Annotated in this window: 20 protein-coding genes and 2 tRNA genes; 9 read left to right on the top strand and 13 right to left on the bottom strand. The window is 73.4% G+C overall.

Translation table 11 applies throughout. The features are described from left to right. Positions 1-48 precede the first annotated feature (48 nt). The 3 genes from CXR04_RS25020 to CXR04_RS25010 all read right to left on the bottom strand — a co-directional run bounded on the left by CXR04_RS25020 (position 49) and on the right by CXR04_RS25010 (position 3,322). Entirely contained in the window at positions 49-651 is a 603-nt protein-coding gene (locus CXR04_RS25020) for an ATP-dependent Clp protease proteolytic subunit (protein WP_101426586.1), read from the bottom strand. A gap of 984 nt (positions 652-1,635) precedes the next feature. After that, positions 1,636-3,063: a trigger factor gene (gene tig / locus CXR04_RS25015; protein WP_101424522.1), complete on the bottom strand. Its 1,428-nt coding sequence runs from the start codon at positions 3,061-3,063 to the stop codon at positions 1,636-1,638. Positions 3,064-3,248: 185 nt separating this feature from the next. After that, a tRNA-Pro gene (locus CXR04_RS25010) sits at positions 3,249-3,322 on the bottom strand. 224 nt (positions 3,323-3,546) lie between these two features. Here CXR04_RS25010 and CXR04_RS25005 point away from each other — a divergent pair. Next, positions 3,547-3,617, top strand: a tRNA-Gly gene (locus CXR04_RS25005). A gap of 108 nt (positions 3,618-3,725) precedes the next feature. On the opposite strand, the gene CXR04_RS25000 is transcribed toward CXR04_RS25005, so the two are convergent. Further along, positions 3,726-3,920: a hypothetical protein gene (locus CXR04_RS25000; protein WP_018834270.1), complete on the bottom strand. Its 195-nt coding sequence runs from the start codon at positions 3,918-3,920 to the stop codon at positions 3,726-3,728. 622 nt (positions 3,921-4,542) lie between these two features. Here CXR04_RS25000 and CXR04_RS24995 point away from each other — a divergent pair. Then, positions 4,543-5,679: an acyltransferase family protein gene (locus CXR04_RS24995; protein WP_101424521.1), complete on the top strand. Its 1,137-nt coding sequence runs from the start codon at positions 4,543-4,545 to the stop codon at positions 5,677-5,679. A 117-nt stretch (positions 5,680-5,796) separates the two neighbouring features. Here CXR04_RS24995 and CXR04_RS24990 read toward each other — a convergent pair whose 3' ends face one another. Then, the gene (locus CXR04_RS24990) at positions 5,797-8,349 is read right to left on the bottom strand and encodes an FtsX-like permease family protein (RefSeq protein WP_101424520.1); all 2,553 of its coding nucleotides are present in this window, start codon (positions 8,347-8,349) and stop codon (positions 5,797-5,799) included. Continuing rightward, positions 8,346-9,155, bottom strand: a complete 810-nt coding sequence (locus tag CXR04_RS24985) for an ABC transporter ATP-binding protein (RefSeq protein WP_101424519.1) — start codon at positions 9,153-9,155, stop codon at positions 8,346-8,348. The genes CXR04_RS24990 and CXR04_RS24985 overlap by 4 nt, the downstream gene beginning before the upstream one ends. Before the next feature lie 301 nt (positions 9,156-9,456). Here CXR04_RS24985 and CXR04_RS24980 point away from each other — a divergent pair, with 301 nt between their 5' ends. Continuing rightward, positions 9,457-10,650 (top strand): cation:proton antiporter, encoded by a 1,194-nt coding sequence (locus CXR04_RS24980; RefSeq protein ID WP_101424518.1) that lies wholly within the window; start codon positions 9,457-9,459, stop codon positions 10,648-10,650. Between the two features lie 188 nt (positions 10,651-10,838). Here CXR04_RS24980 and CXR04_RS24975 read toward each other — a convergent pair whose 3' ends face one another. From CXR04_RS24975 to CXR04_RS24960, 4 genes are all read right to left on the bottom strand, one after another. Next, the gene (locus CXR04_RS24975) at positions 10,839-11,981 is read right to left on the bottom strand and encodes a PP2C family protein-serine/threonine phosphatase (protein ID WP_101424517.1); all 1,143 of its coding nucleotides are present in this window, start codon (positions 11,979-11,981) and stop codon (positions 10,839-10,841) included. 145 nt (positions 11,982-12,126) lie between these two features. Further along, positions 12,127-12,936 carry an Fpg/Nei family DNA glycosylase gene (locus CXR04_RS24970; RefSeq protein ID WP_101424516.1) on the bottom strand — a complete coding sequence of 270 codons (810 nt, stop codon included), beginning with the start codon at positions 12,934-12,936 and terminating at the stop codon, positions 12,127-12,129. 70 nt (positions 12,937-13,006) lie between these two features. Continuing rightward, complete coding sequence (locus tag CXR04_RS24965) at positions 13,007-13,492, bottom strand: ribose-5-phosphate isomerase (RefSeq protein WP_101424515.1); 486 nt, start codon at positions 13,490-13,492, stop codon at positions 13,007-13,009. Positions 13,493-13,517: 25 nt separating this feature from the next. Next, positions 13,518-14,135 carry a biotin transporter BioY gene (locus tag CXR04_RS24960; protein ID WP_101424514.1) on the bottom strand — a complete coding sequence of 206 codons (618 nt, stop codon included), beginning with the start codon at positions 14,133-14,135 and terminating at the stop codon, positions 13,518-13,520. A 351-nt stretch (positions 14,136-14,486) separates the two neighbouring features. Here CXR04_RS24960 and CXR04_RS24955 point away from each other — a divergent pair, with 351 nt between their 5' ends. The 4 genes from CXR04_RS24955 to CXR04_RS24940 all read left to right on the top strand — a co-directional run bounded on the left by CXR04_RS24955 (position 14,487) and on the right by CXR04_RS24940 (position 20,280). Next, entirely contained in the window at positions 14,487-16,001 is a 1,515-nt protein-coding gene (locus CXR04_RS24955) for an amino acid permease (protein WP_101424513.1), read from the top strand. Positions 16,002-16,038: 37 nt separating this feature from the next. Continuing rightward, positions 16,039-18,642, top strand: a complete 2,604-nt coding sequence (pepN, locus tag CXR04_RS24950) for an aminopeptidase N (protein ID WP_101424512.1) — start codon at positions 16,039-16,041, stop codon at positions 18,640-18,642. Positions 18,643-18,787: 145 nt separating this feature from the next. Then, positions 18,788-19,870 carry a hypothetical protein gene (locus tag CXR04_RS24945; RefSeq protein WP_101424511.1) on the top strand — a complete coding sequence of 361 codons (1,083 nt, stop codon included), beginning with the start codon at positions 18,788-18,790 and terminating at the stop codon, positions 19,868-19,870. A gap of 122 nt (positions 19,871-19,992) precedes the next feature. After that, positions 19,993-20,280, top strand: coding sequence for a DUF4287 domain-containing protein (locus CXR04_RS24940; protein WP_101424510.1), 288 nt, complete (start codon positions 19,993-19,995; stop codon positions 20,278-20,280). A 61-nt stretch (positions 20,281-20,341) separates the two neighbouring features. On the opposite strand, the gene CXR04_RS34975 is transcribed toward CXR04_RS24940, so the two are convergent. Then, on the bottom strand, positions 20,342-20,479 hold the full coding sequence (locus CXR04_RS34975) for a hypothetical protein (RefSeq protein WP_159072385.1): 138 nt from the start codon (positions 20,477-20,479) through the stop codon (positions 20,342-20,344). Between the two features lie 179 nt (positions 20,480-20,658). On the opposite strand from CXR04_RS34975, the gene CXR04_RS24935 reads away from it, so the two are divergent. Beyond that, positions 20,659-20,919, top strand: a complete 261-nt coding sequence (locus CXR04_RS24935; protein ID WP_101424509.1) for a type II toxin-antitoxin system Phd/YefM family antitoxin — start codon at positions 20,659-20,661, stop codon at positions 20,917-20,919. Beyond that, positions 20,916-21,161: a type II toxin-antitoxin system RelE family toxin gene (locus CXR04_RS24930; protein ID WP_101424508.1), complete on the top strand. Its 246-nt coding sequence runs from the start codon at positions 20,916-20,918 to the stop codon at positions 21,159-21,161. The genes CXR04_RS24935 and CXR04_RS24930 overlap by 4 nt, the downstream gene beginning before the upstream one ends. Before the next feature lie 150 nt (positions 21,162-21,311). Here the strand turns inward: CXR04_RS24930 and pepN (CXR04_RS24925) are convergent, their stop codons facing one another. Together pepN (CXR04_RS24925) and CXR04_RS24920 are read right to left on the bottom strand one after the other, a co-directional pair. Next, positions 21,312-23,885 (bottom strand): aminopeptidase N, encoded by a 2,574-nt coding sequence (gene pepN / locus CXR04_RS24925; RefSeq protein WP_101424507.1) that lies wholly within the window; start codon positions 23,883-23,885, stop codon positions 21,312-21,314. Between the two features lie 147 nt (positions 23,886-24,032). After that, positions 24,033-25,070: an aspartate-semialdehyde dehydrogenase gene (locus tag CXR04_RS24920; protein ID WP_101424506.1), complete on the bottom strand. Its 1,038-nt coding sequence runs from the start codon at positions 25,068-25,070 to the stop codon at positions 24,033-24,035. Between the last annotated feature and the right edge of the window lie 105 nt (positions 25,071-25,175).

Below are 25,175 nucleotides of genomic sequence, written 5' to 3'. Positions count from 1 at the left end.
GTGAAGGGCTGCGCGGGCTTTGCGGGTCGCTGGCCGGGCGCCGGGACCTCAGGCGCCGGTGCCGCCGCCGCCGGGGATGCCCGAGGCCGACGGCATGACTTCGTCGATCAGGCCGTACTCCTTGGCCTCCTCCGCGGAGAACCAGCGGTCGCGGTCGGAGTCGTGGGTGACCTGCTCGACGGTCTGGCCGGTGTGCAGCGAGGTGAGCTCCGCCATCTTCTTCTTGGTGCGGATGAGCTGCTCGGCGTGGATCTTGATGTCCGTCGCGGAGCCGGCCAGGCCGGCGGACGGCTGGTGGATCAGGATCTCGGCGTTCGGCAGCGCGAAGCGCTTGCCGGGGGTGCCGGCGCTGAGCAGGAACTGGCCCATGGAGGCAGCGAGGCCGAGGGCGATGGTGACGATGTCGTTCTTGATGAACTGCATCGTGTCGTAGATCGCCATGCCGGCGGTCACGGAGCCGCCCGGGCTGTTGACGTAGAGGTTGATGTCCTTGTCCGGGTCGGCGGCGAGGAGGAGGAGCTGCGCCGTGATCTTGTTGGCGATGTCGTCGTCGACCGGCTGGCCGAGGAAGATGATGCGCTCGTTGAGCAGCCGGTTGTAGACCTGGTCGCCAAGGCCGCCGAAGGACGGCTCGCCCGGGCCGGAAAGCATCGGGTTCGTCACGTGTCCACCTGCTCATTCTGCGACGGCCGCCTGAGGCCGTCTGACGGTACGTTCCTGAGTTGCCTGACTTGCTTATGGACCCTAACGCGCAGGTAGGCGGCGGCCATCCCGGTTCCTTAACTGTTCGCTGTGAGCGCAGGCCCCCTGCGGGGGCGCGGCGGGGTGGCAGCCGGCACCGGGCGCCCTGCGGGCGGCCGTCCGCAGGAGGGGCGGGGTGCAGGTGCGGCTCTGCCGGACACGGCGGCGTTCTCGGCGCCGCACCGCTCCGGCCGCCGGCCGGTGGCCGGACGGTCGCAGGCGATCACGCCGCCCGCCGGGGTCGGCGAGCGGCCGGGGCCCTGCGCCGCCACAGCGCGCGTAGCGCGCGTGAGAGGGCGCCCTGCGGGCGGCGCTGCGGGACAGCAGACGAGAGCCCGGGGCTCTGCCCGGCTGCCGGGTACGGAGCGTACGGCCCGCTCCTCGTCGAGCCCCGCCCCGTGAAGCGCGCGTAGGCGGCTGTCCGCCGGAGCCGGCGGAGGGGGCAGGTGCGGCCCTGCCAGGCACGGCGGCACCTGCCCCGTACCGGACGGACCCGGCGCCGGCCGGTGGCGGAACGGTCGGAGGCGACCACGCCCCCCCCGGCGGGCGGCCGGGGTCCTGCGTCGCCAAGCGCGCGGAGCGTGCGTGGCGGCTGTCCGCCGGAGGTGGCGGGGTGCAGGTGTGGCTCTGCTGTGCGCTCCGGGCGCGGAGCGTGGGCCCTGGCCGCGAGGCTCGCCCGCGCGCCGCGACCACGCGCGGAGCGCGTGGACGAGCGAGCGTGCCGGGGACGGCCGGAGCGTGGCGCCGCGCGACCGGCCGGGTACGGGGGCGTGCACCCCGCCGGCTTCGGGCCGCCGCTCCGGGGCGCGGAGCGCGGGCCGTGCGGAGCGGCCGTGCGGAGCGCGCGCGGGCCCCGGCGCAGTCCGCGCGGGGCCCGCATCCTCGGGGTTCGGGTCAGGCTTCTGCCTTCTCCGGCTTCTCTTCGGTCGCCTCGGCGTCCGCCGCGGCCGCCGCGTCCCCGGTGGCCGGGGGCTCGTCCGACGTGGCCTCGACCGTCTCCGCGGTCTCGTCCTCGTCCGAGAGGTCCACCGGCTCGCCGTTCGTGTCCTTGATCGTCGCGGCTTCCACCACGACCGCCAGGGCCTTGCCGCGGGCGACCTCGCCGACCAGGACCGGGACCTGGCCGCCCTCGACGACCGCCTGGGCGAACTGGTCCGGGCTCATGCCCGAGGACTGGGCGCGGCGCATCAGGTGCTCGGTCAGCTCTTCCTGGCCGACGTTCACCTGCTCCTTGCCCACCAGCTCGTCGAGGACGAACTGCGTGCGGATGCCGCGCTCCGCCTGCTCCTTGAGCTCGGTCTCGAACTCCTCGGCGGTCTTCTCCTGGAGCTTCAGGTAGCCCTCCAGGTCCATGCCCATCTGCGCCAACTGGTGGTTCTCCAGGTTGTGCCGGCGGGTGGAGATCTCCTCCTCCAGCAGCTTCTCCGGGACCGGGATCTCCACCAGGCCGAGCAGCTCGTCCAGCACCTTCTCCTGGGCCTGCTGCGCCTGGTCGTAGCGCTTCATCTGCTCCAGCCGCTTGCGGCTGTCCGCCCGCATCTCCTCCAGCGTGTCGAACTCGCTGGCCATCTGGGCGAATTCGTCGTCCAGCTCCGGCAGCTCGCGCTCGGCGACCTGCGTGACGTCGACCTTGACCTGCGCCTCCTGGCCCGCCGCGGAGCCGCCCTTCAGCTCGGAGGCGAAGGTCGCGGAGCCGCCGGACTCCAGGCCCGTGACGGCCTCGTCGATGCCGTCGAGCAGTTCGCCGGAGCCGATCGTGTACGTCACGCCGCTGGCGACGCCGTCGTCCAGCACCTCGCCGTCGACGCTCGCCTCCAGGTCGATGGTGACGACGTCGCCCTCCGCCGCGGCCCGCTCCACCGGCGTGGTGGAGGCGAAGCGCTCGCGGAGCTGCTCGACCGACTTGTCGACGTCCTCGTCGGGCACCTCGATGGCGTCGACCTCGACGCTGATGCCGGAGTAGTCCGGGATCTCGAACTCGGGGCGGATGTCGACCTCGGCGGTGAAGGTCAGCGTCTCGTTGTCCTTCAGTTCGGTGATGTCGACCTCGGGCCGGCCCAGCGGCTTGAGGTCGCCCTCGTTGACGGCGTCCTCGTAGAGCTTCGGCAGCGCGTCGTTGACGGCCTCCTCAAGGACGGCGCCGCGACCGAACCGCTGGTCGATGATGCGGGCCGGGATCTTGCCCTTGCGGAAGCCCGGCACGGTGACCTGCTGGTTGATCTTCTTGTACGCCGCGTCGAGGCTGGGCTTGAGCTCCTCGAAGGGCACCTCGACAGTGAGCCGAACCCGGGTCGGGTTCAGGGTCTCCACGGCGCTCTTCACGGTCGGTCTCCTTGGGATGGCGTCTGGGAAGTGCTGTACTTCTTGTGGACTTCTTGCGGCTGCGTCCGGCTTCCTGCAGAAGCGTGGAGCGGCCCGGTCCAGGCACGCAGGAACGCAGCTTGCATAGTACCGGTGCCGGGTCCGCTCCCCATAAAGGGACCTTCGTCACGAAGGTCCCCGTGCGGTCGGGGTGGCCGGATTCGAACCGACGACCTTCCGCTCCCAAAGCGGACGCGCTACCAAGCTGCGCCACACCCCGCATGTGCGAGCAGTAGGGTACATGGCCGCGCAGCCGCGGCGCGGCGGATTACGTCCCTGGTGACGCCGTACGCGGCCCGCGCCCGGCCGGGGTCGTGACCCGTACGCGACAGGTGATGGCACACGCGCGTACGCGCGGCCGGGCGCCCGAAGGCATAGCGGCGTGCGGGACCGGGGGCGCAGCGGCTACGATGCTGGGCGTGCCACCCGCCACGGGTGGCGCCTGCGGGTGTAGCTCAATGGTAGAGCTCCAGCCTTCCAAGCTGGCTACGCGGGTTCGATTCCCGTCACCCGCTCCGCGAGACGGCCGGGGCCCTGACCGCGCCGCGTCCTCCGGGACGTGCGCGGGCCGGGGCCCCGGCCGTTGTCGTGTGCGCGGCGGCCGGGTCGCCCCGGTGGCACCGTCAGGTGCCGATGTCGCTGATGCTCTGGCTTATTTCGTCGAGGGCGTCCTGGATGTCCGGTGCGGCGCTGGTGGACGCCAGGAAGAAGCCGAAGAGCACCGCAACGATCGCCGGGCCCACCTTGATCGAGCCGCCACGGATCAGCACGACCAGGATGATCCCCATCAGCAGCACCAATGACAGTGAGATAGCCACGCCCTGATCACCCCTAGGTTCTCGTTCACCCACCCAGGGCACCCGCCGCCCGCACACCCCGGTGGATCCATCGTGCCACCAAGAGGTGCACGGGGGTGCGTGGGATGCCCAACTGGCTGATATCTCGCGCCCCTTACACCGATCTGCGCCCACGGCGCACGCGGAGCGCCGTACGCGGGACGCCGCACGACCTCCGCGCCGGTGGCGCGCCCATGCGGTCCATCCCCGGCGGCGGTGCCGCGGAAACCGGAGCGGCGAATCCGAATTCCGTGTTCCAGGCGCACGGATATACGTAATAAGGGGTACGCGGACGGGCGTTCCCACCGCTCGGAATTCCCCATTCGGACCGCCCGCGGGCATCCGGAACCGGCCGAAAACTGATCACCTGACACGCCGAAGTTTCGTGCCCCTATGTCCGATTCATTCAGGACAAAACTGGCATACAGTGATGCTCGCTGACCACGCCGTCTGTCTCCATGTCTATGAAATTCCCGACGCTGACTTCGAATTTACGGGCCCGACACTCGGACGCTAGGGTGCCGACGATGTTCCGATCCCCCCTCGACCCCAACCCGCCGGTGCGGTTCCGGGTTCCGCCGCCGGACTCGTACCTGGAGGCTTCGTGACCCACCTGCCGCAGACCGCGGCTCGTCCGGCCGGCGATTCCGGCAAGCCGAAGACCCGCGACCCTTTCTTCGACAACGCAAAGTACCTGGCCATCGTGCTGGTCGCACTCGGCCACGCGTGGGAGCCGCTGCGCGACGACAGCCGCGCCGCGTCCGCGCTCTACATGCTCGTCTACTCGTTTCACATGCCGGCCTTCATCCTCATCTCCGGCTATATGTCCCGCTCGTTCGACCTCGGCCGCCCGGGGCGCGTGCAGCGGCTGGTCACCGGCGTCCTCGTGCCGTACGTGATCTTCGAGACCGCCTACACGTTCTTCAACCGCTGGGCGGGCGACGTCCCCGGCTACCGCATCAGCATCCTCGATCCGTGGTACCTGACGTGGTTCCTCATCGCGCTGTTCGTCTGGCGGATGACGACACCGCTGTGGAAGGCGGTGCGCTGGCCGGTGCCGCTGGCCCTGCTCATCGCCATCGCCGCGTCCATGAGCGACACCGTCGGCAACGACCTCGACCTCCAGCGCGTGCTGCAGTTCATGCCCTTCTTCGTCCTCGGTCTGATGCTCAAACCGGAGCACTTCGACCTGGTGCGCCGGCCTGAGGTACGGCTGCTGTCCGTGCCCGTGGGCCTGATGGCCGCGGTCGTCGCGTACTGGGCGGTGCCGCGGATGAACGCCGGCTGGTTCTACCACCGTGACTCCGCACAGGAGTTGGGCGCGCCCATCTGGGCGGGTCCGGTGATGACGTTCGCGATGTTCGGCTGCGCGCTGGTGCTCACGGCGTGCTTCCTGGCCTGGGTGCCGCGGCGCACGATGTGGTTCACCGTGCTGGGCGCCGGCACGCTGTACGGCTACCTGCTGCACGGGTTCCTCGCCAAGGGCTCGCGCTTCTGGGGCTGGTACGACAACGACTTCGCGCACACGCCGCTGGGCGCCGTCGCCGTCACGGCGATCGCGGCCGTGATCGTCACGGTGCTGTGCACCCCGCCGGTGCGGCAGATGTTCCGGTGGGCCATGGAGCCGAAGATGAACTGGCTGTTCAAGTCCGACGGCGGCGAAGGGCGCCGCGGCTCGCCGCGCTCGGAGCCGGCGGCGGAGCACGCCCCCGAGCGGGAGCGGGCGGCCGCCACCCGCTGAGTCCCGTACGGCACGCGGCCCGGGCCGCCCCTCCTCGCGGAAGGGCGCCCCGGGCCGCTCGCGTTCCCGTGCACCGGCTCGTACGGACCGCGCCCCCGCCCGTACGGCAGCGGCCCCTCAGCCCGCCGGCTCCGCCCGCCGCAGCGCCGCGCGGGCCGGCAGCACGGTGCCCAGGAGCCCCAGCCCCACGGCCCCCGCCGTGAACGCGGCGACCGTCAGCGGCGGCAGGTACGGATCCCCGCCGGTGATCCCGCGGACCATCGGCACCAGCGTCGCCGCCGCGATCGCCCCGCCCAGCACCAGGCCGGCGACCCCGACGAGCAGCCCCTCCCAGCGGATCATGCCCAGCACCTGCCGCCGGGTGGAGCCGATCAGCCGCAGCATCCCCAACTCGCGGCGCCGGTCCAGCACGGTCATGACGAGGGTGTTGAGCGCAGCGACGGCGGCGAAGCCCCCGAGGACGCCGGCCATGGTGAAGTTCGCCCAGCGGTTGAGGCTGCGGTCGACGTCCTGCTGCTGCGCGTAGCCGGCCGCGTCGGTCACCGCGGTGCCCGCCCCGCCCAGGGCGCCGAGGTCGGCGGCACGGCCGCCGCTGACCAGCAGGTCCGTGTCGTACCCGGCGGAGACGTGCCCGGCCAGCGCCGCGCGGTCGAGCGTCACCTGGGCGAGCCCGAGGCCGCGCCCGTACGTGGCCACCACCTCGGCCTTCTCCGACGTGCCGTCCGGCAGCCGCAGTTCGACGCGCTCGCCGACCCCGGCGCCCGCCGAGCGGGCCAGGTTCTCGTCGAGCGCCACCGTGCCGGGCTCCGGCAGCCGGTCCAGGGCGCCGTCGCGGACGTCGAGGTCCTGGACGCGGGCGAGCCCGTCGCCGGAGACACCCTGCGCCGTCGCGCCCTGGAGCCACCGGTCGCCCCAGCCGCCGACCGGTACCAGCACCTCCGCGCGCAGCACGCCCACCGCCGCGTCCACCCCGGGCTGCCGCGCCGCGCGCTCGGCGGCGTCGGCGGGCAGCCCTTCGGGGTGGGTGACGACGTGGTCGGCCGTGACGCCGGCGCGCTGCTGGGTCGCGGTGGCGTGGTCCTCGCTGGTGTGCATGAAGACCAGCACCGAGGCGAAGGCCGTCGCCAGCACGATCGGGGTGATCGCGGAGGCCAGCCGGCGGGCGTTCGTACGGGAGTTGGCGGCGGCCAGCTCCGCGCTGGCGTCGCCGGCGCGCAGCGGCAGGCCGAACAGCCCGGCGGCCAGCCGCGCGATCAGCGGGCCCAGGAGGGCGACGGCGAGCATGAAGAGCATCACGACGCCGAGCGCCGCCTCGGCCGCGTCGTCGCCGGCGGAGCGGGCGGCGACGCCGCTGAGCAGGATGCCGCCGGTGACGGCGCCGAGCCCGAGGACCGTGCGGACGATCCCGGGGCGCAGCCGCTCCACGGACGCCTCGGTGAGCGCCTGGCCGGGCTTGGTCTTCGCGGGGCGGCGGGAGGCCGCCCAGCCGGCGACCAGCGCGCTGAGCAGGGCCGTGCCCACGGCGACGGCGAGCGGGATGAACGAGACGTGCAGGTCGACGGCGGCCGGTACGGCGTCGCGGTCCTTGAGCTGGCCGAACCACCAGGCGGCGAGCCCGATGCCGGGCAGCAGCCCGGCGAGCCCGGCGACGGGTGCGACGAGCAGTGCCTCGGCGGCCACGGAGCGGCGGATCTGCCGCGGGGTGGCGCCGATGGCCCGGAGCAGGGCGAACTCGCGCTTGCGCTGCGCCACGGAGAGCGCGACGGTGCCCGCGGCGGTGAAGACGGCGACGGTGGCGGCGATGCCGCCGAACGAGCCGCCGAGCCCGGTCAGCAGCTCCTCGGCCGCCGCGACCCCGGTGTCCTCGACGCCCCCGCGCCCGTCCCCGGTGTGCACCTCGGCCCGGTCCCCCACGGCGCCGCGCACGGCGTCGGCGAGCTGCCCGGCGCCGACCCCCTCGGCGGCCAGCACGGCGACGGCGTCGAACCGCCCCGGATGCCCGGCGGCCCGGGCGGCGGCATCCTCGGCGAGGTACGCGGCGCCGCCCGCGGCGGGTGTGTCCGCCGCTGCGGCCGCGATGCCGGAGACGCGGAACTCCTGCTGTCCCGACGGGAGTACGAGCGCGATGGTGTCCCCCACGTCCGCGCCCGCCGCGCGGGCCGTCGCCCGGTCCAGGACCACCTCGTCGGCCCCCGGCGCCGCGCCCGCCGTGAGCGCGGTGCCGGTGAAGGCGTGGGAGCCCCAGCCCTGTGCGGTGAGCGCGGAGCCGTCCGGCGCGCCCTCCCCGGCCGCCAGCCGGGCCGGGAACGTGACGTCAGGGACCGCCGCCGCGACACCCTCCGCGGACGCGACGCGCACCGCCAGCTCAGCCCGCACCCGGGCCCGGTCCGGCACCTGCTCCGAGGCGTCGTAGGCGCCGTCGCCGCTGCCCACCGTCATGTGCGCCCGCTGGTCCGCGGCGACCACCACCGGCGCGTTCGCGTACCGCTCCGGCGGCACCGAGGCCCGTACGCCCGTTTCCAGCAGGATCCCGCAGGCCGACACGATCAGCGCCGCCATCATCAGCGCGACGAACGTCCCCGCGAAGCCCGCGGGCCGGAACCGGAGCGCGGCCCGCGCCAGCCCGTTCGTACGCGCCCGCGCCCCCGCCCCGGGCAGTCCGCCGCTCACGCCGCCGGCTCCGCCGCGCGAGCCGCGCCCCGCGGGTCCAGCGTCGTCATCCGGGCCGCGACCTGCTCCGCCGTCGGCCGCTGCAGGCTGCCCGCCAGGGCGCCGTCGGCGAGGAACAGCGCCACGTCCGCGTACGACGCGGCCACCGGGTCGTGCGTGACCATGACCACCGTCGCGCCCAGCGAGTCGACCGCCTGCCGCAGCAGCGCCAGAATCTCCGCCGCCGTGCGGGTGTCCAGCGCCCCCGTCGGCTCGTCCGCGAAGATCACGTCCGGCCTGGTGATCAGCGCGCGGGCGATCGCCACCCGCTGCTGCTGGCCGCCGGACAGCTCCGCGGGGCGCCGCCTGCCGTGCGCCGCGAGGCCGACCTGCGCCAGCACCTCCGCCGCCCGCGCGTGGTCGGCGCGCAGCCCGGCGAGCCGCATGGGCAGCAGGACGTTCTGCGAGACGGTCAGCGACGGCAGCAGGTTGAACGCCTGGAAGACGAACCCCAGGCGGCTGCGGCGCAGTTCGGTGAGCTTGTTCTCACCGAGCCGCGTCAGTTCCGTACCGCCGAGGAGCACCGAGCCCGCGGTCGGCCGGTCGAGGCCCGCGGCGCACTGCAGGAGCGTGGACTTGCCGGACCCGGAAGGGCCCATGACGGCGGTGTACGTGCCCCGGGGAAGGGCGAGGTCGATGCCGCGCAGCGCGTGCACGGCGCCGGCGCCGCGGCCGTATCGCCGTTGTACGCCGCGCAGTTCGACGGCGTGGCCGGGGGCGGCGGGCGCCCCGTGGTCCTGCCGCTCTCCCCTGGTCCGCAGCCGCATGTCGTCCGCCCTTCCTTCGTGCCGTTCGCCGTGGCGCTGCCAGGGCGGCCGCCCTGGTCATCGTGGGTTCGACGCTACGGAGCGGGGGTGCGCCGGGCCATGGCGGCTGCTGGCGGACCCGGGGTGGGGTTAACCCGAGGTGGCGACGGTGGTCCGGCCGCGGAAGAGCGCGGGAAGTGCACCCGACGGATTAATTGCCAGGGCAACAATGAGGTAAAGTAAGTAAAGGGCTCAGGTCCCGGAACGGCCGTCCCCACGACCCCGGGAGGAACCCATCGGACACGCAGACACCTTGATCGCCATGGGCGGCGCCTTCATGGCGGCCGCCATCCTCGCCCGTATCGGCAGCCGCATCGGGCTGCCCACCATCCCGCTCTTCATCCTCGCCGGCATCCTGCTCGGCCCGAACACCCCCGGCATCGTGCTGGTCAAGGACCCGCACGACTTGGAGATGCTCACCGCCCTGGGCCTCGTCCTGCTGCTGTTCTACCTCGGTCTCGAATTCCACATGGACGACCTCAAGTCGGGCGGTCGCCGGATGGCCGTCGCGGGCGGCATCTATCTGCTGCTCAACGTGGGCGCGGGACTCGGCTTCGGCTTCGCGCTCGGCTGGGGCACGTCCGAGGCGCTGGTGCTCGCCGGTGTGCTCGGCATCTCCTCGTCCGCGATCGTCACGAAGATCCTCGTCGACCTCGGCCGGATCGGGAACGGCGAGACCAAACCGATCCTCGGCATCATCGTGATCGAGGACATCTTCCTCGCCGTCTACCTGGCCGTGCTGCAGCCCGTCCTGTCCGGTGCGGAGGGCGCCGGCGAGGCCGCCCTGCAGGCCGGCAAGGCGATGGCCTTCCTGCTGGTCCTGGCCACGATCGCGCGCTTCGGCACCAAGGTCATCGGCCGGCTCTTCGACACCCGCGACAACGAGCTGCTCGTCATCTCCTTCCTCGGCGCCGCGGTGCTGGTCGCGGGGATCTCGGAGTGGTTCGGGGTGGCGGACGCCATCGGCGCGTTCATGGTCGGCCTGATGCTCGGCAGTACGACGTCCGCGGAGCGGATCCGTACGCTCGTGCACCCGCTGCGGGACGCCTTCGGCGCCATCTTCTTCTTCGGCTTCGGGCTCTCGATCGACCCGGGCGACCTGCCCTCGGTCGCGGCCCCGGTGGCCCTCGCGGTGCTGCTGACGATCGTGATGAACGTCAGCGCGGGGCTCGCCGCCGCGAAGCTGTACGGGTTCGGGGCGCTGCCCGCCTCGAACATCGCACTGACGCTGCTGGCCCGCGGCGAGTTCGCGCTGATCCTGGCCACGATGGCGGCCACGGCCGGGCTCGACCGGCGGCTGTCGCCGTTCATCGCCGGGTACGTGCTGGTGCTCGCCGTGCTCGCACCGCTGGCGGCGGGGCGGTCGCACTGGCTGGCCCGCTTCCTGCCCGGGGGCAAACCTCCCGGTGGCGGGGCGGCGCTGGAACCCGTGCCGGGGACGGCCGGGGCCAAGTGACCGCGGGGACCGGGGCGTACGCGCGCGACGGCGACGCGCGAGCGCCCCGGTCCCGGCACGTCCGCCCGCCCCGGACCGGGTGCCCGGCGGTCCGGCGGAAGGGACCGGCGGAGCCGTGGGCCCGCGGACCCCTAGACCCGCGGACCCCTAGACCCGCGGACCCGTCGCCCGCGCCCGGCCCGTACGCCTCACTCGCGGCAGATCAGCAGCAGCGCCCGGTCGTCCTTGACGTCCTTGGCCACCTTCTCGATCAGATGCCAGGCCGCGCCCCGGAACGTGCTCGACGCGTAGTGGTCCGCCTCGCCTATCAGCCGGTCCATGCCCTCGGTCAGATCCCGGTCCGGCGCCTCGACCAGCCCGTCCGAGAAGAGCATCAGCACGTCCCCGCGGCGCAGCGTGCCCTTCAGCGGGTCGAACTGCGCCTCCTCCACCACGCCGAGCAGCGGCCCCTCCGCGCCCTTCTCCTCCCAGCGGCCGGTGCCGGCGCTGAGCTGCACCCCGGGCACGTGCCCGGCGGAGAACAGCTCGTAGTCCCCGGACTCCAGGTCCAGCACCAGGTGCACGGAGGTGGCGAAGCCCTCCTGCCACTCCTGGCGCAGCAGATAGCCGTTGGCGGCGGGCAGGAAGTCGTGCGGCGGCAGCGAGCCGAGCAGCCCGCCGAAGGCGCCGGAGAGCAGCAGCGCCCGCGAGCCGGCTGCCATGCCCTTGCCGGAGACGTCGGTCAGCACGGCCTCCAGGATCTGGCCGCCGTGGGTGCGGGAGGCGACCACGAAGTCGCCGGAGAAGGACTGGCCGCCGGCCGGGCGCAGCGACATCTCCGCGTGCCAGCCGCGCGGCAGCCGGGGCAGCTTGCTCTGCACCCGGATCCGCTCGCGCAGGTCGAAGAGCATCGTGCCGCCCCGCCGCCACGGCACGCCGACGCGGCTGCGGAACTGCGCGACGGTCAGGCCCGTCAGCCCCACCGAGGCGATCACGAGCACGGTGCCGGGAGTGACCCGGGCCGGGCCCTCCGCGTACGGGCCGAGGAGCATCGCCTCGACGATGAGCGCGGTGGCGGAGGCGGCGTACAGCGCGAGGAGGCTGGCGGGCCGCAGCACCAGGCCGCCGATGAAGATCGGCAGCACCAGCGCGGCCGGCGAGATCCAGGCCGCCGAGAGGATCGTGCCGGCGGCGAGCGCCGGGATGGTCAGCAGGAGGACGACAAGGGCCACCCAGTCGGAGCCCTCACCGCGGAAGTAGTCGACACCGGCCCTGCGCACGCCGACGCGGGCCCGGTGCAGCGCCTTGTGCCACCGGGCCGCTTGCGAGGTGGAACCTGCGCCTCCGGCCATGCCCCGGGACCCTATCCACCCGCCGCGCCGGGCGTCGATTCACGGCGTGCCGACCGCACTCTTCGGGCGGCACTGCCGGAATCGTATGCGAATTCACGGAGTTTTGAACGAAGGAGGGCCTGCGCGAACGCAGTTGGGACGAGGGTCACGTGGGCTGGCATGAGGGGCACCAGAAAAGGTTGCGCGCGGCGAGTGTGGCGGTGCGTACGTCGGTGCCGCAGAGGTGGCACGGGCGGCCCCCGCGGCGGTAGACGTAGACCTCGCCGCCGTGCTCGTCGACGCGCGGCGGGCGGCCCATCGCCTCGGGCAGATGCTCCGGCCGTACGGTGTCGATGCGCCCGGTGCGTACGCCCTCGCGCATCAGCACCGCGAGGTCCGCCCAGACCGCCTCCCAGGCGGTGCGGCCGAGGTCGCGGCCCGTGCGGTACGGGTCGATGCCGTGCCGGAAGAGGACCTCGGTGCGGTAGATGTTGCCGACGCCGGAGATCACCCGCTGGTCCATGAGGAGGGTGGCGACCGGCGCGCGGCTGCGCGAGATCCGCGCCCACGCCGCCTCGCCGTCGTCGCCCGCGCGCAGCGGGTCGTCGCCGAGCCGGGCGTGCACGGCGTCCTTCTCCTCCTCGGTGACCAGCTCGCACGCCGAGGGGCCGCGCAGGTCGGCGTAGCCGGCGCCGGTGGCCAGCCGCAGCCGGACCGCGCCGACGGGCGGGGGCGCCGGGCCGTCGCCGAAGCCGACCTTGCCGTAGATGCCGAGGTGGACGTGGAGGTGCCCGACGGGCCCGAAGCCGAGGAAGAGGTGCTTGCCGTGGGCGTCGGTGCCGGTGAGCCGGCAGCCGTCGATGAGCGCGGCGCCGTCGGCGAACTTGCCCTGCGGGCTCGCCGCGCGGACCGCCCGGCCGCCGAAGCGCACGCCGTACTCGACGGACAGCCGGTGGATGGTGTGGCCCTCGGGCATACGCCCCCTTCTCGGTCCTGTCCTGCCCCGCCCGTGCCGCTCGTGGTGGCCGTGCGGGCCGTGGCGGCCGCTACGGCTGCGGGTGGTGCGCCGGCACGTCGGGGAGCTTGCCGCTCTGCTCGTACGCGCTGAGCATGTCGATGCGCCGCTGGTGGCGCTCCTCGCCGGTGTACGGGGTGGCGAGGAACACCTCGACGAAGCTCGTGGCCTCGTCGCGGGTGTGCATCCGGGCGCCGACGCTGACGACGTTGGCGTCGTTGTGCTCGCGCGCCAGCCGCGCCGTCTCCTCGCTCCACGCCAGGGCCGAGCGCACGCCCGCGACCTTGTTGGCGGCGATCTGCTCGCCGTTGCCCGAGCCGCCGATGACGACCCCGAGGCTGCCGGGGTCGGCGGCGGTGCGCTCGGCGGCGCGCAGGCAGAACGGCGGGTAGTCGTCGGCGGCGTCGTAGATCAGCGGGCCGCAGTCGACGGGCTCGTGCCCGTGCTCCCGGAGCCAGACGAGGAGGTGTTCCTTGAGTTCGTAGCCGGCATGGTCGCTGCCGAGGTACACGCGCATGGCCCGGAGTCTACGGGCCCCGTGGTCAGCCCCGGCGCGCACGCCCGGCGATGTGCCAGGCGGCGGGCAGCGCGCCCATCGCGAGGGCGGCCTTCAGGGCGTCGCCGAGGAGGTACGGGGTGAGGCCGAGGGAGACCGCCTCGCCGAGGGAGACGTTCAGCGAGAACGCCAGGTACGGCACCCCCACGGCGTAGATGACGACGCTGCCGAAGACCATCGTGCCCGCCGTGCGCCACACGTCGCGGTCGCCGCCGCGGCGGGCCAGCGCGCCGACGGCCACGGCCGCGAGGAGCATCCCGAGGACGTAGCCGAACGAGGGCATGCCCCACCCCGAGGAGCCCTCCGCGAACCACGGCATCCCCGCCACGCCCGCGACCGCGTAGAGCATGAGCGAGAGGAACGCCCGCCCGGTGCCCAGGGAGGCGCCGACGAGCAGCGCGGCGAAGGTCTGCCCGGTGACCGGCACCGGCGAGCCCGGCACGGGCACCGACAACTGCGCGGCGGCGCCGGTGAGCGCCGCGCCGCCGGCCACGAGCGCGATGTCGCGCAGCCGGGCGCGGGCCGCGGTCGAGGCGGGCAGCACGTCGGCGAGTACGGCGCCGGGGCGCGCGTAGTGCGGGGAGGAGACGGCGGCAGTGCTCATCGGGTTCTCCGGTCTCGGTTCGCGGGTCCGTCACGGGGTACGGGGACGCTGCGTACGCTAGCCGACGGCCTCGGGCCGATTACCGTGGAAAGGTGCCAATCCACGCCGCACATACCTGTCACTCCCCCGCACCCCCGCGGCTACCGGCCCGGGGACCGCGATTCCGGCATCCGAGCAGGTCACGTGAGATACGCCACACGGTGATCGGGTTTCGCACCGGGCCAACTGCCCGGCCGTACGCCCGACTCCCGCTGTGGAACCCCTCCAACGCCGACTCCCCGGCCGCGGCGCACGCCCGGCGCGATGCCGCAGACTGAATCGTCCCCACGCACTACCCCCCAGGACACGAGCATGAGCACATCCCCCCACGCCGACGGGACCCCCGGCACCCCCGCGGACGCCGTGAGCAGCGCGGCCCCCGCCGACGCCGGCCCCGGCATCCCCGCACCGGCCGCCGCCACCGAAGACGCCCCCGCCGGCACCACCGCTCCGGCCGCCGGCCACGTACCGTCCGACCTCGGCACCGGCCTCAAGCAGCGCCACCTGACGATGATCGCCCTCGGCGGCGTCATCGGCGCGGGCCTGTTCGTCGGCTCCGGCGCCGGCATCGCCGCCGCGGGTCCCGGCATCGTCCTCGCGTACGCCGTCTCCGGGGTGCTCGTCATGCTCGTGATGCGCATGCTCGGCGAGATGTCCGCCGCCCACCCGGCCTCCGGCTCCTTCTCCGTGCACGCCGAGCGGGCACTGGGCCCGTGGGCCGGGCTCACCTCCGGCTGGATGTACTGGACGCTGCTGGGCGTCGCCATCGCCGCCGAGGCCATCGGCGCCTCGCAGATCGTCACGGGCTGGCTGCCGGGCACCGAGTCCTGGATGTGGGTCCTGCTGTTCATGGCGGTCTTCTGCGTCACGAACCTGGCGGCGGTCGGCAACTTCGGCGAGGCCGAGTTCTGGTTCGCCGGGCTGAAGGTCGCGGCGATCACCGCCTTCCTCGCCCTCGGCCTGCTCGCCGTGCTCGGCCTGCTCCCCGGCACCGACTCGCCCGGCACCGCGAACCTCACCGGGGACGGCGACGGCTTCCTGCCCAACGGCTCCGACGGGCTGCTCGTCGGCCTGCTCGCCTCCGTCTTCGCGTACGGCGGGCTGGAGAACGTGACCATCGCGGCCGCCGAGTCGGAGAACCCGCGGCGCGGCGTCGCCCGCGCGGTGCGTACCGCGATGTACCGGATCGCGATCTTCTACGTCGGCTCCATGCTGGTCGTCGTCGCGCTGATCCCGTGGGACGACCCGGCGGTGAAGTCAGGCCCTTACGCCGCCGCGCTCGACCACCTCGGCATCCCGGCCGCGGGCCAGGTGATGAACGTCGTGGTGCTGGTGGCGCTGCTGTCCGCGATGAACGCCAACATCTACGGCGCCTCGCGCATGGCGTACTCCCTGGTCGCCCGCGGCCAGGGCCCGCGCTTCCTCGGCAAGCTGACCCACCGGGTGCCGCGCCGCGCGGTCGTCGCCACCTGCTCCTTCGGCTTCGCCGCCGTGCTGCTCAGCTACCGCTGGCCCGACACGCTCTTCCAGTGGCTGCTGAACATGGTCGGCGCCGCGATCCTCGTGGTCTGGGCGTTCACCGCCGCCGCCCAGTTGCGCACCCGCCGCCGGCTGGAGCGCGAGGCGCCGGAGCTGCTGACGGTACGGATGTGGGCGTACCCGTACCTGACCTGGGCCGCGCTCGCCGCCATGGGCGCGATCCTGGTGCTGATGCTGCGCGAGCCGGACTCCCGCACCCAACTGCTGACCACGGCGGGGCTGACCGCGGCGCTGTCCCTCGTGGGCCTGGTACGTCAGCACCGCCGGCCGGGTACCCGCATGACATGATTTCGCCATCGGACCTGCGAGACGAAGGAGTCACCCCGTGCCCGGTGAGAACCTGACCCGCGAGGAGGCCCGGGAGCGCGCGCGGCTGCTGGAGGTCGAGGCGTACGAGGTCGAGCTCGACCTGCGCACGGCGGTGGCCCCCGCCCCCGGGCCCTTCCGGTCGGTGACCACCGTGCGGTTCCGCTGCGCCCAGCCGGGCGCGGCGACCTTCCTCGACCTCGTCGCGCCGGACGTGACCGCGGTGACCCTCAACGGCCGGGACCTCGACCCGGGGGCGGTCTTCGACGGCGCGCGGATCACGCTGGAGGACCTGGCGGCGGAGAACGAGGTCGTGGTCGACGCGCGCTGCGCGTTCAGCCGCACCGGCGAGGGCATGCACCGCTTCGTCGACCCGGAGGACGGCGAGGTCTACCTCTACACGCAGTACGAGCCGGCCGACGCCCGCCGGGTCTTCGCCACCTTCGAACAGCCCGACCTCAAGGCCCCGTTCACCTTCACCGTCACGGCCCCCGGGCACTGGACGGTGCTGTCCGGCGCGGCCCTGGCCGGCGCCGCGGAGCGGCACCAGGACGAGTCGGCGACCTGGCGGTTCGAGCCGACCAAGCCGATCTCCACGTACATCACGGCCGTCCTCGCCGGCCCGTACGCCCACCTGGAGGACCGCTACACGCGCACGTTCGACGACGGCCGGGAGCTGGTCGTGCCGCTCGGCGCGCTCTGCCGCAGGTCCCTCGCCCGGCACTTCGACGCCGACGACGTCTTCACCGTCACCAAGCAGGGCCTGGACTTCTTCCACGACCACTTCGACTACCCCTACCCCTGGGGCAAGTACGACCAGGCGTTCGTGCCCGAGTACAACATCGGCGCGATGGAGAACCCGGGGCTCGTCACCTTCCGCGAGGAGTTCGTCTTCCGCGGCAAGGTCACCGACGCGGCGTACGAGCGCCGGGCGAACGTCGTGCTGCACGAGATGGCGCACATGTGGTTCGGCGACCTGGTGACCATGGAGTGGTGGGACGACCTCTGGCTCAAGGAGTCGTTCGCCGACTACATGGGTGCGCTGGCGCTCGCCGAGGCCACCCGCTTCACCGGGAGCTGGATCACCTTCGCCAACCGCCGCAAGGCGTGGGCGTACCGGGCCGACCAACTGCCGACGACGCACCCGATCACGGCCGACATCCACGACCTGGAGGCGGCCAAGCTCAACTTCGACGGCATCACGTACGCCAAGGGCGCCGCGGTGCTCAAGCAGCTCGTCGCGTACGTCGGCCGGGACGCCTTCATGGAGGGCGCCCGCCGCTACTTCAAGCGGCACGCCTACCGCAACACCCGCCTGGCCGACCTGCTGGCCGCGCTGGAGGAGACCTCGGGCCGGGACATGTCGGCGTGGGCCGGGCCGTGGCTGCAGACCGCCGGCGTCGACACCCTCACCCCGCAGGTGACGTACGACGCGAACGAGCGGATCACCGAGCTGGCGATCCTGCGCGAGGGCCCCGAGACCGGCCCGGGCGCTGCCGCCCCGGCCCCGCGGCCGCACCGGGTGGCCGTCGGTCTCTACGGCCAGCCGGACGCCTCCGGCGAGCTGGTGCGCTACGCGCGCGCCGAGGTCGACGTCACCGACGGGCACGCGGTCGTCGCGGAGCTGGCCGGGCAGCCGCGCCCGGAGCTGATCCTCGTCAACGACGACGACCTGACCTTCTGCAAGGCCCGCTTCGACGAGGACTCGCTCGACACTGTGCGCGAGCGCCTCAGCGACGTCTCCGACCCCCTCGCCCGCGCCCTGCTGTGGGCCGCCGCCTGGGACCTCACCCGCGACGGCCTCATGCCCGCCCGCGACTACCTCGACCTCGTGCTGCGCTTCGCCGGCCGCGAGACCGACATCGGCGTGCTCCAGGGCCTGCACCAGCAGGCGCACTACACCGTCGACCACTACGCCGCGCCCGGGCACCGCGCCGCGGCGGAAGAGGCGCTCGCCGAGGGCGCGCTGGGCGAGCTGCGGCTGGCGCCGCCCGGCAGCGACCACCAGTTGGCGTGGACCCGCTTCTTCGCCTCCGTCGCCGGTACGGAGCAGGACCTGCAACTGCTCCACGGCCTCCTCGACGGCCAGGCGAAGATCGACGGCCTGGACGTCGACCAGGAGCTGCGCTGGGAGGTGCTGCTGCCGCTCGTCGCCCACGGCGCCGCCGACGCGGCGGCCGTCGACGCAGAACTGGCCCGCGACGACACCGCGTCCGGCAAGCGCCACCAGGTGCGCTGCCTGGCCGCCCGGCCCGACGCGCGGGTCAAGGAGGCGGCGTGGACGGCCGTCGTGGACTCGGACGAGCTGTCCAACGCGATCGTCGAGGCGACGATCTCCGGCTTCACCCGGCCGGGACAGCGGGACCTCCTCGCGCCGTACGCGCCGCGGTACTTCGCGTCGATCGAGCGGATCTGGCGGGAGCGGACGATCGAGAGCGCCATGGCCGTCGTACGGGGCCTCTACCCGGCGCTCCAGGCGCACCAGGGGACGCTCGACGCGACGGACGCCTGGCTGCGGGAGACCGACGGCTCGGCGCCGCCGGCGCTGCGGCGGCTGGTGTGGGAGGCGCGCGACGACCTGGCGCGCGCGCTGCGCGCGCAGGAGCGCGACGCGCAGGAGTGAGCCGTCGGGGGGCGCGGCCCGTACGGGGTGACGGCACCTCTGCTCGACAGTCGAACGTGTGCCCTTTAGCCCCAGCTTGTCCGCATTCTTCGACGGCCCTGTAACAGCGGTTAGGGGAGGGTGGGCCGCCGGGAATCCAGCGGCCATGAACGCGAACTCGCCCTCCCCCGCACCGCTCAGCCCGCGCCCGCTCCGTGCCGCCGCCGGCGCCCGCGACCAGGTCATGACCGCCCGGCAACTGCGCGAGCACGGGATCGCCGCCGCCGACGCCGCCCAGCGCTGCCGCCCGGGCGGCCCGTGGCAGCAACTCCTGCCCGGCGTCTACCTGCTGCACGCCGGGCCACCGACGTCGGCGGAGCGGCTGCACGCGGCCCTGCTCTACGCCGGCCGGGCGCCGGGCCGCGCCACCGTGCCCGGCCAGACCCGCGGCCCGGCCGCGTCCGCCCCGGCGCAGGACGCCGCCCCGGCGCCGTACGGCGACGCGATGGTCACCGGGCTCGCCGCGCTCACGCTGCACGGCTTCGCCTCCGCCCCGCCGCTGCCGGCGCTCGACCGGATCGACGTCCTGCTCCCCCGCACCCGCCGGCTGCGCTCCACCGGCCCCGTCCGCCTCGTCCGCGCCCACACCCTCCCCCGCCCCGACCGCATCACGGGCCTGCCCGTGGCACCGGTCCCGCGCGCCCTCGCCGACACGGTCGCGGTCCTCACCGACGCCGCCGACGTGCGCCTGCTGCTGACGGAGGCGGTCCGCGGCGGGCACTGCGAGGCGGCGGCGGTGGTACGCGAACTGAGCCGGGCCCGGCTGCTGAACCGCGCGCACGTGATCGACGCGGTCGACACCCTGATCGCGGAGGGCCGCGCGCTGGCCGAGGGCCGCCTGTACACCATGGTCGACGCCCACGCCCTGCCCGACCCCCTCTGGAACGTCGACCTCCGCCTGCCCGGCGGCCCTCACCTCGGCGGCGTCGACGCCTACTGGCCGGACCACGCGGTCGCCGTCGAGATCGACGCCCGCACCCCGCACCGCACCTCCCACGACGAGGAGGCGCTGTGGTCCCAGTACGCGCGGAAGCGGGAGACCCTGGAGCGGCTGGGCATCACGGTCGTCCACGTCACCCCGCGGGGGCTGCGCGAGGCGCCGGAGCAGCAGGCGGAGGTGGTACGGGCCGCGATGATCGCCTCGGCCGAACGGGACCACGCCACGCACGTGGTGGTCCTGCCGCGCTGACCGCGCCGCACCGGCGCCGCACCGGCGCCGTACCGGCGTCTTCGCAGGTGGGAAGGGATATCGGGGCGTCGTTGTTGTTACCGTCGACGATGCGGACAACCTACGGAACGGGAGTGGCCCCGATGTCTTTTCAGGCGTATTTGGACAGCATCGAGGACAAGACCGGCCTCACGCCGCGTCAGTTCATCGAGCTGGCACAGGAGCGCGGGTTCGACGATCCGGCGACCAAGGCGGGTCCGATACTGGCGTGGCTGAAGGAGGACTACGACCTCGGACGCGGCCACGGGATGGCGCTGGTGCACGTGATCAAGAAGGGCCCGCAGATCGACGCCAGGCACGTCGGCTCCACCGGCTCGCACCGGGACGAGTCGGCCACCCTCTGGCTCGACGGCAAGGCCACCCGCCCCTGACTCCGGCCCCCGGCCGCAACGCGCTCCGCGCGGGCGGCCGGGGACGGGAGCGGGGCATGTTTCAGTGCAGCACCGGAGGCATCGTGTGGTGCGGTTCGTCCAGCCATACGGCCTGGCTGCCGCTCGCGTCGGCGGTCAGCCCGCAGCAGTCGGCGGAAGGCCGTTCCTCGGATTCCCACCAGCCCAGCGCCTCTTCCACCTCACCCCACAGTGACCGTCCACCCCACTGACGGCCCGCACCCGGCCCGCCGTCACCGGCCCAGGAGACTCTGGCCCAGGAGAGGCCGGCTGGACGGGGGTCCCGCCCCTCCGCTCAAGCGCTGGCCGATGCCGGGGAACACCGGGCCAGAATGTGCACACTTGCGTAAGGTGGTGTGCATGATGGAGACGACGTACTCGATCGTGGAAGCCCGTGCCCGGCTGGGTGCCATTGCCCGCGAGGTCAGCGCCACCCGTGAGCCGGTCGCCATTACCGATCACGGGCAGACCGTCGCCATACTGGTCAGCCCTGCCGACGCCCTGGAGTTGGAGGAATTGCGTGCGCTGGCTGCCTACCGCGCCCGCCAGAGCCTCGGCGAGGACGCCGGGGTCTCCCACGACGAGGCGTACCGGCGCGTGTTCGGCGGCGCTGAGGCGTGAGGTATGAGGTCATCTGGGAACCGGAGGCTCTCGCCAAGGCAGAGCGGTTCGCGAAGGACGACCCCGCGGGCGTACGGCAGGTGTTCACCGCCGTCGACCGCCTCGCCGATGATCCGCGTCCCCGCGGGGCGTTCGGCAGCGCCGGCCTGCTGCGCATCCATGTCAGCAGCTATCGCGTGAGGTACGAGATCAACGACCGGCAGGTCCGCGTCAGCGTCATCCATCTCGGACGCGTGCGCTGAGAGGCGACCTCGCGCCGAAGGGGCGGCCTCCACAGAGGCCGCCCCTTCGGGGCTCGATCGCGATCCGCGCGCACCGGGCGGCTTCGCCCGCGCCGATGGGCGGGATCCGGCACCCCGCGCCGGGCGCTTGGTGTCCGGCTCCCGCCCGGGTCAGGACTTCGCGGACGCCGCGTCGGACTGCTGGGCCCTGAGGGCGCGTTCGACGCCGGCGCGGGATTCCGTCACCATGCGGCGCAGGGCCGGGGACGGCTGGGTCTCCGTGAGCCAGGTGTCGGTGGCGTCCAGGGTGGCCTGGGAGACCTGGAGGGCCGGGTAGAGGCCGACGACGATCTGCTGGGCGATCTCGTGGCTGCGGGAGTCGAAGACGTCCTTGACCGCGTCGAAGTACTTCGCCGTGAACGGGGCGAGCAGGTCGCGCTGGTCGGTCTGGACGAAGCCGGCGATCACCGCCTCCTGCACCGCGTTGGCGAGGTTGCCCTCCTCCACGACCTCCGTCCACGCCCGCGACTTGGCCGCCGCGGTCGGCTGGGCCGCCCGGGCGGAGGCCGCGTGGCGTTCGCCGGCCGCGGTCTTGTCGCGCTCCAGCTCCGCCGCGATGGCGTCCTCGCCGGCCCGTCCGGTGGCGGCCAGGCGGTGCAGCAGGGCCCAGCGCAGCTCGGTGTCGACGTCGAGCCCCTCGATCGTGCGGGAGCCGTCGAGGAGGCCCGCGAGCAGGTCGAGTTGGCCGTCGGTGCGGGCGGTGGCCGCGAGGGCGCGGGCCCAGGCGAGCTGGTGGTCGCCGCCCGGCTCGGCGGCGTGGAGCCGGGTCTCGGCCTCGGCCGACCAGCGGTCCAGGCCGGTCCCGCGCCAGTCCGGGGCCGCGTAGAGGTCGAGAGCCAGCTTCACCTGGCGGTGCAGGGACTGCACCACGCCGATGTCGCTCTCCTTGCGGATGCCGGAGAGGACGAGGTCCAGGTAGTCGCGGGTGGCCAGCTCGCCGTCGCGGGTCATGTCCCAGGCGGATGCCCAGCACAGCGCGCGCGGCAGCGTGGTCTCGAAGTCGCCGAGGTGCCGGGTGACCACGTCCAGGGAGACGGGGTCGAGCCGGACCTTGGCGTAGGTGAGGTCGTCGTCGTTGAGCAGGACGACCGCGGGGCGGGGGCGGCCCGCCAGTTGCGGCACGTCGGTCAGCTCGCCGTCGATGTCCAGCTCCAGCCGGTCGGTACGGACCAGCCGGCCGTCCTTCAGCTCGTACAGCCCGACGGCGATGCGGTGCGGGCGCAGCACCGGCTCGCCCTTGGCGCCCGCGGGCAGCGCGGGGGCCTCCTGGCGGATGGCGAACGACCTGACCACGCCGTCGGCGTCGGTCTCCAGCTCGGGCCGCAGCACGTTGATCCCGGCGGTCTCCAGCCACGCCTTGGACCAGGCCGCCAGGTCGCGTCCGCTGGTCTCCTCCAGGGCGCCGAGCAGGTCGCTCAGCCGGGTGTTGCCGAAGGCGTGGCGCTTGAAGTACGCCTGCACGCCGCGGAAGAACTCGTCCTCGCCGACGTACGCCACGAGCTGCTTGAGCACCGAGGCGCCCTTGGCGTACGTGATGCCGTCGAAGTTGACCAGCACGTCGTCGAGATCGGTGATCTCGGCCATGATCGGGTGGGTGGACGGCAGTTGGTCCTGGCGGTACGCCCACGTCTTCATCTGGTTCGCGAACGACGTCCACGCCTGCGGCCAGCGCGAGCCGGGCGCCTGGGCGAGGCAGGCGGTGGAGGAGTAGGTGGCGAACGACTCGTTCAGCCAGAGGTCGTTCCACCACTCCATGGTCACCAGGTCGCCGAACCACATGTGGGCCAGCTCGTGCAGGATCGTGTCGGCCCGCGACTCGTACGCCGCGTCGGTGACCTTGGAGCGGAACACGTACTGGTCGCGGAAGGTGACCGCGCCCGCGTTCTCCATCGCGCCGGCGTTGAACTCCGGGACGAAGAGCTGGTCGTACTTCTCGAAGGGGTACGGGTAGTCGAACCGCTTCTGGAACCAGTCGAAGCCCTGCCGGGTGACCTCGAAGACGGCCTCCGCGTCCAGGAACTCCGCGAGCGAGGGCCGGCAGTACACGCCCAGCGGCACCGTCCGCCCGTCGCCCTCCCAGGTGCCGTGCACCGACGTGTAGGGACCGGCGATCAGCGCGGTGATGTACGTCGACATCCGCGGCGTGGGCGTGAAGCGCCACACCCCGGCCGCCGGCTCCGGCGACGGCGAGTTGGAGATGACCTGCCAGCCCTCCGGCGCGGTCACCGTGAAGGCGAACGTCGCCTTCAGGTCCGGCTGCTCGAAGTTGGCGAACACCCGGCGCGCGTCCGGGACCTCGAACTGCGTGTACAGATACGTCTCGCCGTCCACCGGGTCGACGAAGCGGTGCAGACCCTCACCCGTATTGGTGTACGCGCACTCCGCGACGACCCGCAGCACGTTCTCCCCCGCGCGCAGCCCCCGCAGGGTGATCCGGGAGTCGGCGAAGACCTCGGCGGCATCGAGCGCGGTGCCGTTCAGCACCACCTCGTGCACCTCGGGCGCGATGAGGTCCGCGAAGGTCTCCGCGCCCTCCTCGGCGGCCGAGAACCGCACCGTCGTCACCGACCGGAAGGTGCCGCCCTCCTTGGCGCCGGAGATGTCGAGATCGATCTCGTACGCATCCACCTTCAGCAGGCGCGCCCGCTCCTGCGCCTCTTCCCGGGTCAGATTCGTGCCAGGCACCTGGGCTACTCCTTACCCCTACGATTGACCGCAATCCTCGCACGCCGTCCCCCGCGCGAAGCGGCCTGTGGATGACGGCGGCACCCCCGCCCGTACGGCCCGTGCCGGCCTGTGGAAAACCCGGTCGGACGGAGGCCCGCCCCGGACTCAGGACCGCGTTTCCGCCGCCACCAGCTCCGCGATCTGCACCGCGTTCAGCGCCGCGCCCTTGCGCAGGTTGTCGCCGGAGAGGAAGAGCGCCAGCCCGTTCTCCGCGGTCTCGTCCCGGCGGATGCGCCCCACGTACGACACGTCCCGCCCGGCCGCGCCCAGCGGCGTCGGCACGTCCGCGAGCGCGACGCCCTCCGCGCCGGCCAGCAGCTCGGCGGCCCGCGCGGGGCTCAGCGGCTCCGCGAAGCGGGCGTTGACCTGGAGCGAGTGCCCGGTGAAGACGGGGACGCGGACGCAGGTGCCGGAGACCTTCAGCTCCGGGATCTCCAGGATCCTGCGCGACTCGTGCCGCAGCTTCTGCTCCTCGTCCGTCTCGTCGAGCCCGTCGTCGACGAGGGCGCCGGCCATCGGCAGCACGTTGTACGCGATCGGGGCCACGTACTTCGCCGGCTCGGGGAACGCGACCGCCGCGCCGTCGCGCGTCAGCTTCGGCGCGTCCTCGCCGGCGGCGCGGACCTGCTCGTACAGCTCGTCCACGCCGGCCAGGCCGGAGCCGGAGACCGCCTGGTAGGTGGCGACGACCATGGAGACCAGGCCCGCCTCGCGGTGCAGCGGCTTGAGCACCGGCATCGCGGCCATCGTGGTGCAGTTCGGGTTGGCGATGATGCCCTTGGGGCGGTCGGCCACCGCGTGCGGGTTGACCTCGGAGACCACCAGGGGCACCGCGGGGTCGCGGCGCCACGCGGAGGAGTTGTCGATCACGACGGGGCCCTGCGCGGCGACCTTCTCGGCGATGGCCTTGGAGGTGGCGCCGCCGGCGGAGAACAGCACGATGTCGAGCCCGGAGTAGTCGGCGGTGCCGGCGTCCTCCACCGTGACCGTACCGCCCGGAGCCGCCCGCCACGGCAGCGTGCGCCCCGCGGACCGGGCCGACGCGAACAGGCGAAGCTGGTCCACCGGGAAGGCCCGCTCGGCGAGGATGTCGCGCATCACTCCGCCGACCTGGCCGGTGGCTCCGACGATTCCGATCTTCATGGCTCTCCGTTCACGGGTGCGGGTCCGCCCACCATGATGCCGGGCGCCGGGCGGCTGGCTCCAGTCGTTTCCCCTGCCCAGCCGCCCGCCGCAGGCGCGCTCGCG

It is taken from the genome of Streptomyces sp. CMB-StM0423 (assembly GCF_002847285.1).
Lineage (GTDB): Bacteria > Actinomycetota > Actinomycetes > Streptomycetales > Streptomycetaceae > Streptomyces.
This window is presented reverse-complemented; position numbering and strand designations above follow the sequence as displayed.